General features: G+C 45.8%; 6 protein-coding genes. 1 reads left to right on the plus strand and 5 read right to left on the minus strand.

The genetic code is table 11. From position 1 onward, the window contains the following. The first annotated feature begins 138 nt into the window (after window positions 1-138). Window positions 139-2,301 (plus strand): M3 family metallopeptidase, encoded by a 2,163-nt coding sequence (locus NFHSH190041_RS10885; protein ID WP_261921875.1) that lies wholly within the window; start codon window positions 139-141, stop codon window positions 2,299-2,301. Window positions 2,302-2,594: 293 nt separating this feature from the next. On the opposite strand, the gene NFHSH190041_RS10890 is transcribed toward NFHSH190041_RS10885, so the two are convergent. The 5 genes from NFHSH190041_RS10890 to NFHSH190041_RS10910 all read right to left on the minus strand — a co-directional run bounded on the left by NFHSH190041_RS10890 (window position 2,595) and on the right by NFHSH190041_RS10910 (window position 13,318). Continuing rightward, a complete protein-coding gene (locus tag NFHSH190041_RS10890; protein WP_261921876.1) occupies window positions 2,595-3,662 on the minus strand; it encodes an FUSC family protein in 1,068 nt (355 codons plus the stop codon). Window positions 3,663-3,895: 233 nt separating this feature from the next. Further along, the gene (locus NFHSH190041_RS10895; protein WP_261921877.1) at window positions 3,896-4,429 is read right to left on the minus strand and encodes a cell division protein ZapC; all 534 of its coding nucleotides are present in this window, start codon (window positions 4,427-4,429) and stop codon (window positions 3,896-3,898) included. Between the two features lie 173 nt (window positions 4,430-4,602). Beyond that, window positions 4,603-5,622 carry a quinone-dependent dihydroorotate dehydrogenase gene (gene pyrD / locus NFHSH190041_RS10900; protein ID WP_261921878.1) on the minus strand — a complete coding sequence of 340 codons (1,020 nt, stop codon included), beginning with the start codon at window positions 5,620-5,622 and terminating at the stop codon, window positions 4,603-4,605. Window positions 5,623-5,687: 65 nt separating this feature from the next. Further along, the gene (locus NFHSH190041_RS10905; RefSeq protein ID WP_261921879.1) at window positions 5,688-10,529 is read right to left on the minus strand and encodes an NAD-glutamate dehydrogenase; all 4,842 of its coding nucleotides are present in this window, start codon (window positions 10,527-10,529) and stop codon (window positions 5,688-5,690) included. Window positions 10,530-10,993: 464 nt separating this feature from the next. Continuing rightward, complete coding sequence (locus NFHSH190041_RS10910) at window positions 10,994-13,318, minus strand: efflux RND transporter permease subunit (protein WP_261921880.1); 2,325 nt, start codon at window positions 13,316-13,318, stop codon at window positions 10,994-10,996. Window positions 13,319-13,333 lie beyond the last annotated feature (15 nt).

Raw genomic sequence — 13,333 nt, forward strand, 5'->3', positions numbered from 1 at the left:
GCAACTTCAATGTAACCATTAAATACCCTTGCATATCGGCAGGTTACTAATAAAACCGATATCACAAAGTCAAGCACAATAGGACCCGAACACGATGTTCCGGCCAATAACAATAATCATTAATTAAAGGACACCACTATGAAGGGATTAACCCTCAAACCGCTGGTCTGTGCCATGGGACTGACTATGACCCTGGCAGCCTGCAGCGATGCCACAGCCCCACAAGCGCCAATCAGCAATCAAACTGCTGCGGCCAGTCAAATCGCTGCTGATAATCCTTTTTTCCGTGATTACCCTACACCACATGGCATCCCTGACTTTGCCGCGATTACCCCTGAACATTATCTACCGGCATTCAAGCAAGGAATTGCTGATCAGCGGGCTGAAATCAAGGCCATTATTGCCAACCCCACAGCTGCGGATTTTGCCAATACTATTGAAGCACTGGAATACTCAGGCCAGTTATTGGGGAAAGTCGCCAGTGTGTTTTATAACCTGACCAGTGCCGATACCAATGATGAATTACAGGCCATTTCTAAACAGATCTCCCCTATGCTATCTGCCGCCCGTGATGACATCATGCTTAATGAGCAACTGTTTCAGCGCGTAAATACTGTCTATCAGCAGAAAAGCAGCCTAAATCTGACAACAGCACAGGCTAAATTGCTGGAAGACACATACAAATCCTTCACCCGGGGCGGCGCTAATCTCAATGAAGCGGATAAAGATAAGCTACGGCAGTTAAACGAAAAAATCGGCAAACTCAGTCTCGAATTTGGTGATAACCTCCTAGCAGAAACCAATGCCTTTGATCTAGTGATTGATAATAAAGCTGATCTGGCCGGCCTGCCCCAAGATGTGATCGATCAAGCAGCTATCACCGCAAATAAACGTGGCCATAATGGTAAATGGGTCTTTACCACGCATAGACCCTCTATTACGCCATTTTTAACCTATGCAGATAACCGGGCACTGCGGGAGCAATTGTTCAATGGCTATATTGAGCGCGGCAATAATAATAACGCTAATGATAACAAACAGATTTTAGCTAAAATGGCGGCACTACGTGCCGAACGAGCCGCCTTGATGGGGTATCCTACCCATGCACATTTTGTCTTAGAAGAGCGCACCGCCAAAACACCTGAGAATGTTTACACCCTGCTGAATAAAGTATGGCCCGCGGCGCTGGATCAAGCCCGGGCGGAAGTGACCGAAATGCAAAATCTCATTGATGCTGAAGGCGGTGATTTCAAACTGGCAGCGTGGGACTGGTGGTATTATGCCGATAAAATTCGCGTAGCCAAATATGACTTTAATGAACAAGATACCCGCCCCTATTTCTCGCTGGAAAACACCATAGATGGGGTTTTCCATACCGCGAACAAGCTATTTGGTATCACGGTAAAAGAGCGTAACGATCTGCCCAAGTATCACCCTGATGTCAGAACCTGGGAAGTGTACGACAAAGATGGCGAGCTGATGGCAGTTTTCCTAGGTGATTATTTTGTCCGTGACAGCAAACGTGGTGGGGCTTGGATGAATGATTACCGCGCTCAATTCAAACAAAATGGTCAACACACACTGCCGATTGTAGTCAATGTGCTCAACTACACCCGAGCGCCAGCCGGAGAGCCGACACTACTGACCTTTGATGAAGCCAGTACTTTGTTCCATGAATTTGGCCACGCACTACATGGCATGTTGTCGGATGTTACTTACCGTTCCCAGTCAGGCACTTCCGTGCCACGGGATTATGTAGAATTTCCATCCCAAGTAATGGAAAACTGGATGACAGAGCCAGAAGTATTGGCCCAATTTGCCCGTCACCATGAAACCAACAAAGTGATCCCACAAGCGCTGGTACAAAAGATCCAGGCTGCTAGCAAATTCAACCAAGGTTTTGCAACAGTCGAATATCTGGCGGCAACTAAACTGGATCTTGACTGGCACACCTTGACAGACACTCAGGTTAGAGATGCAGCTAAGTTTGAGGCTGAATCGGTGGCTAATATGGGGCTCATCGATGAGATCGCACCACGCTATCGCAGTACCTATTTTGCCCACATTTTCTCCGGCGGCTATTCAGCCGGATACTACAGCTATATCTGGTCTGAAATTCTTGGCGCCGATGCTTATGAGGCATTTAAAGAAAAAGGCATCTTTGATAAGGCAACAGCAGACGCCTTCCGTAGTAATGTATTATCACAAGGCGGTAGCCATGACCCCATGGCCCTGTATAAGCAGTTCCGTGGCCAAGAGGCCGGTATCGAGCCCCTGCTACGGGCTAAAGGCCTGCTATAAACCAAGCAAGCTGTACTAATAAAAAAACCGGCCCAAGGCCGGTTTTTTTATCTTGAAATTAGTCGTTGTTAACGTTTTAAGCGAATTTTTGCACCTATCTATAAGGCTTGATACAAAGCAGAGGGTGTAGAAACCGAGTTGTAATACCTCATAGTCTAATAATGTACTAACAATATGCTACCAACGTGACTAAATGGTTCGCCTAAGCGCATTGAACAGTTTGCTAAGAGGTACTGACTTTATCTCGCAAAAAAGCAAAACTCTCACTACAGCGCAAACGGAGCAAACGCTTATCAGCGTGATTCTTCCGCCCGGTAAGCCTCTGCGATGAGGTAAACTTCTGAATAAACACTTTCAAGCGCTTTGGCAAATTGGTACAACAGCCAGGTATAACCAGTCAAAGAAAAGTGGTGCCGTTCATTATCATCAAGAGATGACATCAGCTGTTGATGCAAATTTAAGCCCATTTGATCCGGCAATTCAGGAAAAATTTCGGTCTCACCATTAATAAACTGTGCCAATTCCAATAAGGATTTTTGTAACACACAGGCAAGCTGGTTTATTTTTGCATAAGAAGGATATTCATCATCCCGCCAACGGGTTTGAGACAGGATCTCCATTAAGGTCAACATCCGCACCTGCTCCTGTGCAAGGTTTTCCAATAGCTGCTTATGCTTTTTCAATGTCTGGCTTTCCCACTCCAGAGAGAAAAACAGCTTTTTCTGCGCCAATACTGCCTTCATCCCTGTTTCAATTTCAGCCCGGAGATCATCATTACGAAATGCGCCAGCATGTAGTTGCTTTCCCAATGCAGTTGACAGTGTCATCAAGGATTTATGCAGTTGATTACGCCAGTCCTGCTTCGCCTTAATCGGCAAAACAAACAGCGATACCGTTACAGCAATAAGACAACCAAGCAGAATATTAGCGGTACGCCACATGGCCTCAGAAATATCATGGTTAGCATCACCAATAACAATAATAATGGTAAAGCCACCCACTAAGTAAGCGTAGCTATAGCGCCCTTTAGAAATAAAACACACCAAACTGACGGCAAGGATCAATAACGCCATAACCACCCAATAGCTGTGAAAACAGGCGATTAAAAACACCCCATAAGCAGAGCCCAGGCAAGTCCCAATTGCGCGTTGTAGTGATTTTTCTAATGCACCGCCAAATTGGGGTAAGCTCATCATAATGATGACAATTGTCACCATACTCCAGACAAAATGCGGCAAGGCAAATACGACATTAATAAAGGCGGCAATAAACAGCGCAAAACCCAATTTAAGGGCATGAATAATTCGGAAATGCCGGTAAACAAAATCAGCAAAAGAGGAGGAAGGGCCAAATACCGACACGGAAAATATCCCAAAAAATTATTTATATCATCTTGACGATTATCGCAGAAAAACCAGGAAAAATTAAAGCAGAAATTAAACTGAGGTGAATGACAAATAAAGAATCTATCATCATAAGTATTAAAAATTAATCAACTCGCCTTACCACAACAGCGGTAATAAAAAGTAATTAATTCAGAAAGAAAGATAAATAAGGCAGTTACAAAATGAACTGCCTTAGAACAGGCATGATACTATGCAGCAATAACCTGCCGATGTTCCCTTGCAGGCATCAATCGATTATGCATCACTTTAATCGAATCAAATTTACGCAGTACTTTTGTTTCAGACAAATGGCACTCATCACTCAGCAGTATCACCTGCGCCGCTTGCAAACCATTTTCGACCACCAGCACTAACACTCGCTGTTGGCCCGCCCTTAACTCAAATACCTTTCCCACATCACAGTAGACACAGATATCACAAACATCAAAAAACCACGACTTCGGCATCTGCGGCTGTAACATAAAATGAGCCGCAGTAGCATTTAATACAATTTGAACCAGTTCAGCATCGGTTAATGTTAGACTGAGTCGCAAACGTTCAAGCATGCAAATATAAAATCTAGCATGCTCCATATTGAATTCCATCGAGGTTTTTGCATCTGGGATTAACAGTTTCTCATGATAGGGTGTCAGAAACTCCATTTCCGAACCTAACGAGACGCTTAAGGTTTGATACGTTTCGTTATATCTCCACTGCCAATCCTGCTGTGGCATCAATAGCATAACGTCTACCTGTAATCCAATTATACGCTCAAATAATAGTTGAAAAAATATTCAATATCAAAAGGATTTTTTATAATTAAACTCAATTTAACAATAAGTTACCGCGATCCACTTCGATCTTAGATGATCGCGTTAGATCGCGGTTTATATTTTATTCAAATACTGCCTAAATATTATTTAACTCGCCACGCATCAGAAATTTCTTTGATCAGTTGGGGACCTTGATAAATAAACCCAGAATAAATCTGCACCATCTGTGCACCAGCATCACGTTTATCAAGCGCATCCGCTGCTGAATTAATGCCACCCACTCCAATAATCGGAATTTTACCTTTTAAACAATGAGCTAATTGCTTAATCACCTTGGTTGACAATTCATTAAGCGGTTTACCACTCAAACCACCAGTCTCATTGGCATTCATTAAGCCACTAACACCATCTCGAGTTAAAGTGGTATTCGTCGCAATAGCACCATCAAATTCATTGGCAATCAATGAATTAGCAATTTTTTCAATTTCATCGTTAGACAGATCAGGTGCAATTTTCAAGGCAATAGGCACATATTTGCCATATTTTTCCGCCAGTTCTGTTTGCTTCGCTTTTAACGCACTGAGCAATTCATCAAGCAATTCACCGTATTGCAGCGTACGTAAGCCCGGGGTATTTGGCGATGAGATATTCACGGCAATATAGGCGCAATGCTGATACACCTTTTCCATACAAATCAGGTAATCATCCTTACCCTGCTCAACCGGTGTATCACGGTTTTTACCAATATTCACCCCAACCAAGATATCGCTTTTAGCTGCTTTAAGGTTAGCAACCAGATGAACAACGCCTTTATTATTAAATCCCATGCGGTTAATGATCGCCTTGGCCGGCTTAATGCGGAACAAACGGGGCAGATCATTGCCCGGTTGTGGTCGAGGTGTAACCGTTCCCACCTCAATATGGCCAAATCCCATGGCATGGAAAGCATCGATGGCTTCACCATCTTTATCCATCCCGGCCGCTAAGCCTACTGGGTTGGGGAAGGTAATGCCCATCATCTGCACCGGGGCAGGTTTGATATGTTGACGGTAAAAACAATTTAACGCTGAATTACCAGTTGCCTTTAAGCCGGACATTGCCACGTTATGGGCCAGCTCAGGATCCATCTGGAACATCACTTTCTGCGCGATTTTGTAAAACATGTTTTCTCCTAGACCTAAAAAAGCCCCGGCTATCGCCAGGGCTTTTCGATTGATATTGTTATTGGCTACTTTTGCCCTTCACAGTGAAGGATCAGCAGATTAAGTTCACGTAAGGCGACAGAGAACTTAGCAAATTCGTGGCTCTGCGAAGTTTTGAAATCGGCCAACATATGGAACCAGCGTTCCAATAGCAGCTGATTGCTGTCTATCCATTGCTGGATAATACTATCGGCATCACAGCTGCTACTGCAGGTTCCCAGTACCACAGAGGTCAGCGACCGCTGTTGCCAGTCCAACTCTTCCCTGAATGCGGCTCTAGCAAGTGCCTGCCAGTGATTGGTCACTGGTTGAGCACTAATTTGATCCAAGAACCAATGCAGCTCGACCTGAGCACCTAACTTAAAGTAGGTTTCTGCTACCAAGGCGATAGACTGCTGTTCCTGCTCGGCAATCTGAGCGATATCCATGGTTGAGAACAGACTGCTCATATTAGCCACCACAGCGGCTATTGATTCAGGTACCCCCTCGGCCATCAGGTGCTTAGCTTCCGCTTGCAATTCTGTCACTTCACTTTCAACCATAAAGTGATAAATATTAGCTTTCAGTTCATCAAACACAGGCCGGTAAAAAGCAACCGTCTGTGCAATGTCCAAGGCACGGTTTCGATGCCGCAAGAACCAGCGACATGCCCGACGCAGATTACGCCGTAACTGATGCAGCATTTCCCCTTGAACTTGAGCTGAAACATGCCCGTTAAGCTCAGTGATAGCACGAGTTAATTCAGTCAATCCAAAGACTTCGCGAGCCACAGTGTAACAGATAGCCGCTTCCGCAACTGAGGCACCGGTCTCATCTTGCATTCGTTGCACAAAATTGAGCCCCATATCATTGACCAACTCATTCGCCAAAGATGTCGCAATAATTTCGCCCCGCAACGGGTGGTTAACCATACGTTCGGCATATTGCTGCTGCAACTGCGCGGGGAAGTAGGCAATCAACAGCTGACTTAACCAAGCATCATCAGTAATCTCGCTGGTTAACAGTTGCTCTTTAAGCACCATTTTGGCATAAGCCACCAACACCGACAGCTCTGGTCGCGTCAAAGGCTTACCGGCGGCTAAACGCTCTGCCAGCTCATCTTCACAGGGTAAAAACTCTAATTCTCGATCGAGTTTCCCCTCTTTTTCCAGATAATGGATAAAACGGATTTGCTCTTTCAACTGATCCGCACCATACACCTGGGTGACAGAAATGGTACGAGTTTGATCATTACAATCCTGCAAGACAATCCGACTGACTTCATCTGTCATCTCTTCCAGCAGACGATTGCGCTGTTTCATGGTCATTTCACCATCATCCACCAGCGCATTTAGTAAGATTTTGATATTGACCTCATTATCAGAACAATCTACCCCGCCGACATTATCGACAAAGTCAGTATTGATCCGCCCGCCATGTTGAGCATATTCAATCCGCCCCAACTGGGTACACCCAAGGTTACCGCCTTCGCCAACAATTTTAGCCTGCACTTCATCGCCATTAATTCTCAGAGCATCATTAGCTCTGTCACCCACTTCAGCATGGGACTCTGCTCGGGATTTGATATAAGTGCCAATCCCCCCATTCCAGATTAAATCGACCTGAGCTTTTAGCAGCGCCTGAATTAATTCTGTTGGTGTCATTGATTGTCGCTCAGTAAGCAGCAAGGCTTGCATTTGCGGTGTCAGCGCAATGGATTTCGCCTGACGGGAGAAAATCCCACCACCTTCTGAAATCAATGACTTGTCATAATCCTCCCAGCTGGAACGTGGCAGCGCAAATAGCCGCTGACGCTCTGCATAACTGGTTTGTGGATCCGGTGTCGGGTCAATAAAAATGTGCAGATGGTTAAATGCCCCCACTAAACAGGTATAGCGGGACAACAGCATACCGTTACCAAATACATCACCGGCCATATCGCCAATACCGACGCAAGTAAATGGTGTGGTCTGACAGTCAATGGCCATCTCGCGGAAATGCCGCTTGACTGACTCCCATGCACCTTTGGCAGTAATCCCCATCTTCTTGTGGTCATAGCCATTACTGCCGCCCGATGCAAATGCATCCCCAAGCCAAAAACCATATTCAATGGCAATGGCGTTAGCAATATCTGAGAATGTCGCGGTGCCCTTATCCGCCGCAACCACCAAATAAGGATCATCCTCATCATGGCGAACAACATCCGCCGGGGGCACAACGTCACCGTTAATGATATTGTCACTGATGTCCAATAAGCCGCGAATAAAGAGCTGATAACAAGCTTGTCCCTCCGCAAAAAAGGCCTCTCTGCCGCCGTCTGTCGGCAACTGTTTACACACAAAGCCGCCTTTTGCACCAACAGGAACAATCACAGTATTTTTCACCTGCTGCGCCTTCACCAGCCCCAGCACTTCGGTACGAAAATCTTCCCGACGATCAGACCAACGCAAGCCGCCACGGGCAACTTTACCGCCACGCAGATGCACCCCTTCTACTCGCGGAGAGTAAACAAAAATTTCAAACTTGGGTAAGGGGCGGGGCATTTCAGGGATCTGCTCAGGGGCAAATTTAAATGAGATGTAATCTTTATCTGTCCCATTCCCACTTTGTTGATAAAAATTGGTTCGCAACGTGGCATGGATAAGATCCAGATAACGGCGAATAATTCTGTCGTCATCTAGACTCTCCACATCATCAAGCCGACGATTTACCTGCTCCAACAATTTATCTAATGTCCGAGTGCGCAAGCGTGGATTAAATTTACGGATAAACATTTTCACCAGCAAATCGGCAATTTGCGGGTAACGACTGAAGGTTTCTTCGATATAAGCCTGACTAAACGTGGCATCAATCTGACGCATATATTTAGCATAAGCGCGAATAACCGAGACCTCCCGCCCCGTGAGCCCACTGGCTAGGACGATACGGTTGAAACCATCATCCTCTAACCTGCGGTTCCACACATCAGCCAGGGCCTGCTGGAATCTGTCCTGACTGTCGGCCAGATTATCTGTTTTACCGCCCTGTACTGTCATAAGAAAATCGAGGATCCAGTAGGTCTCTCCCGCAGCAGTAATCACCTCATAAGGGCGTTCGTTAATTACCCTGAGGCCAAAATTTTCCAGCATGGGTAACACATCAGACAGATGGATTGGCTCATCTTTATGAAACAGCTTAAGACGGACTTTATTGTCGGTCAGGGCCGTTTCCTGCGGCTGGTAAAACAACATGCCCAATTGATGGCTGTCATCCAACGCATCGAGCTGTTGCATATCCACTACCGCAGAGCTTGGAAATACATCTTCTTTATAACTGCGGGGAAAAGCATTGGCATATTTTTTCCCCAGCCGATTACCTAAATCATCGCCCAAGGCGGTATTTACCGCCGAATAGAGCTTATCGTCCCAAGAGCGCGCTGCTTCGATTAAATCCCGCTCAATTGCTGCCACATCCACATCCATATTATTGTTTTCAACATTGACGATATAGTGAGTCCGCGCCAACGTTGACTCGGAAAAATAGGTGGTAAACTCCACCTCATACTCACTGTTAAAATGCTTGGCTAAAATCGCCTGGGTGTCCTGTCGCAACTTGGTGTTATATCTATCCTTAGAGACATACACCATGCAGGAAAGAAAACGCCCAAATCCATCCCGACGGACAAACAATTTCAGTTTGTCCCTGTCCTGCATCTGCAGCACCCCACGGGCCAGTTCATACAACTCATCCACATTGGCCTGGATCAGTTCATCCCGGGGTAAATTCTCTAGGATGTTCATCAGTGCTTTATAGTCATGGGACTTGGGCGCTAATCCGGAGCGAACCATCACTCGGTGAACCTTCTGTGCCAATAGCGGAATTTCCCGGGGGCTACTGTTATACAAATTAGAGGCATACAGACCTAAAAATCTGTCTTCGCCAATCACATTGCCTTTAGTATCGAACCGTTTAATGCCAATGTAATCTACATACGCAGGCCGATGCACCCGGCTTTTCGCCCGACTTTTAGTCAAAAGTAATAAACTGCTGTCCATCGCCTCACGCCGCGCCGTAGCCGACAAGCTAGACATCAGCAGTCCTTGCCCGGGTTTGGCATTGGGCTTATTCATCAATCCCAATCCAGATGACAGATCTGGCACCAGCTCCATATCACCTTGCACTTTTTTCAGATCGTATCGACGGTAGCCAAGCAAAGTAAAGTGATGGTTTTTGAGGTAGGACAAGAAATTAACAGACTCTTCAAATTCCTGCATATCGCCGGGATACGGTCTGGAGGGCAACTCATCTATCGTATTTTGTAAAGTATCCGACATCGCTTGCCAATCATTCACCGCGGCGGCGACATCGGCCAATACAGACTGGATTTCCTGCTCTAAAGCGCGGATCTCTTCGCGACTACTCTGCCGGTCAATTTCAATGGCAAATACCGCCACTTTTTCTGCATCAAGTGGCGCTTCGTTAACTGGCCACAGCGCAGATACCCGACATGTATCCCGGCCAATGGCAAATGGCTTATGCAATACCATATGCGCTGTTATCCCCAACCGATTCAGCGCCATACCAACAGAATCCACTAAAAATGGCATGTCGGGATGGATAATTTCAATAATTGAATGGGTAGACTGCCAGCCATCTTTGGCCTGACTTGGGTTCAATACCCGCAAATGCACCTCGCCCGAGGCTGTCACATTAAGGGCATTCCATAAACTCAGAGCCGCACCGTATAAATCACTGTCAGTGCGAGCATAAAGATCATCTTTTGCCATATTACCGTATAGGCCATGGGCAAAGGATTCCACATGGGGGGCTAAGGACTTGGGAATATGGGTGTGAATGAGACTAACGACATTTTCCAGTAAAACTGAGGGTATTGCATCTTTCAGAGCCATGTTGCTGTTTCCTTAAGCGTCTATGGCAGCGCTTTTTATTTTTAGAAACTCCGTATCATCTCCGGCGCCAATATCACACAGGCCGGCACTGTGTGAAGAGTGTATTACTAAACATCACCCAGTTCGAGCAAAATTTTAGTGGTACATCCTCTGTTAATCTATTGATTAACCGGAGTAAGTTTTCTAATAACCTGCACTAATGGACAGATATCTTTACAAATTACCTACATTTACGACCCACGCTCTCACTAAATACACACCGGCAGTCCCAACCAACTAAAATAAACTTTTCTTAGCAGCTAAGCACAAAGTATTCAGCATCAAATATGGGCGTTTTCCAAACAAGCAAGCGGTGAAGTACTCCTTTTGAATCCCCTATCTGATCCAATAGGCTATTTCGTTTAAGTCAAAAATAAAAGGGAGCAAGTTCGCTCCCTTCAAATACAACTAAATGACTTAATGGGTTATCCCTTTTGACCAGAGTTGCGCCAGAGTATGGCCGAAAGCGCGGGCAGAATAATGATGGCTCCGAGCATATTCACTAGGAACATAAAGGTAAGCAAAATGCCCATATCCATCTGGAATTTTAACGCTGAGAAAAACCAGGTACTGACCCCTATAGCCAAGGTTAAACCAGTAAAGATCACCGCACTGCCCCGCTCCATTAAGGCTTCAAAATATGCTTGTTGTACCGCCATACCATCATTGAGCTTGGCTGACATAGTCGAAAGGATATAAATTCCATAATCAACCCCAATGCCTACCCCAAGTGCAATCACAGGTAAAGTGCTCACCGCAAGGCCAATGTGCAAATGAGTCATTAAAGCCTGCGCCAGTGTCGACACCACATACAGCGGCAAAATTACAGCAATAGTGGCTTTTAAAGAGCGGAAACTTAGCAAACAAAGGCCAAATACCGCTCCATAGACATATAACATCATCGGCAACTGAGCCGCTTCCACGGCTTCATTTGTCGCAGCCATCACCCCAACCGGGCCAGACGCTAGGCGAAAAGTCAGTTGTGAGCTATTCATCTCTGCCGCAAGCATCTTCACCTTATCCACAACCGTGTTAATTGTGCCCGCCTTATGATCCTGCAAAAACAGATAAATCGGCATCACAGAGCAGTCTGAATTTAACAAACCTGATGAAGTCGGCACCCGACCGATAGCTTGCACTAAACTGGCGGTCGTGCGCGGCAGTAACTGCCATTTCGGATTGCCTTCATTAAATCCGGCATTCACTTTTTTGGCCACTGAAGCCAAACTCGCTGAAGACACCACGCCGGGGGTGTTAGCCGCCAGCCATTCAAACTCATCAATTTGACTTAATACATCATGGTAAGTACAAGCCTCAGGGAACGCCTCTACGATTACAGTCATTACATCGGTAGTAATGGAAAAATGATCGGTAATAAAAAACGTATCCTGATTATATCGGCTGTCTTGATGCAGCGCCGGAGCACCTGCATGTAAATCACCAATCTGCATACGGTCAGCCTGATACCAGCCAATACCGTAGAGCACCGCGGTAAACAGCAATACTGGAACCGCCACCTTTATCGATGCAAAACGAGACAGTGCGCGCCAAATCCCTTCAGCCCTGTCTTGTTGACGTCCGGATTGAGCCAAAGATTGATTGTCTAAGCGAGTATAAGAAAGCACCAACGGCAGCAGAATTAAGTTGGTCAAAATGATCACAGCAACACCCAATGAAGCTGAAATCGCCAGCTCTCGAATAATGCCTATATCAATTGCCAACAAGGTCAAAAACCCAACAGTATCTGACAGTAACGCCACCCCTCCTGGTACTAGTAATGCTCTGAAAGCCGCAGCTGCAGCGGCTTTAGTCTGCTGCCCTGCCAGCACTCGTCTGCGAACAGCATTAATCATCTGCACGCCGTGACTGACCCCAATGGCAAAGACTAAAAATGGTACCAAAATCGACATGGGATCTAACCCAAGCCCCACCACGGTCAATAGTCCCAACTGCCAAATCACCGCGACCAAACTACATACCAGCGGTAATAGGGTTAGCATCAACGAATGGGAAAAGAAGTAGACCATCACCGCAGTGATCAAAATCGCGACTAAGAAAAACAGCACAACCCCTTGAGCACCATCTGCCACATCGCCAGCCATTTTGGCAAAGCCAATAATGTGGATTTTAATTTGGCCATGTTCAAACTTTTGCCGCAGTTCCTGTTCTAATTGCCGAGCAAAGGCAATGGTATCAAGCGGCTTTCCTGTTTGTGGATCAAAGTCCATTAACTGGGCTGTCACCATAGCCGCACTGTAATCTTCTGCAATTTGGCGACCGACAATCCCGGCTTTTTCAATATTTCCCCGGACAATTTGAAGACCTTGAGGAGTATTGTTGAAATCAGCAGGGATAACAGGGCCACCAGCGAAACCATCTTCAACAACTTCAGTAAAACGAGTGGATGGTGAAAAGACAGATTTAACCAGTGACCTATCTACTCCCGGAATAAAAAACAGCTGATCATGAACTTGCCGCAGAGTATCAAAAAACGCCGGGTTAAAAATATTGCCGCTGGTATCCTCCACCGCGACCATAATGCTATTAGCACCACCAAACTGCTGTTGGTGTTTAAGATAGGTCTGCATATATTCATGCTTGAGGGGAATATTTTTGACAAACGCCGCATCCATTCGCAGTTGACTGGCCTGATAACCCAGCAGCACGGTCAGCAGTGCAAACGACGTAATCACCCAAGCACGGTGACGAAATAAAAAAGACTCAAAACCATTGACCAGTTTATCTAACATACCTCAGGCCCTATT

Origin of the sequence: Shewanella sp. NFH-SH190041 (assembly GCF_024363255.1) — a bacterium.
Taxonomy (GTDB): Bacteria; Pseudomonadota; Gammaproteobacteria; order Enterobacterales; family Shewanellaceae; genus Shewanella.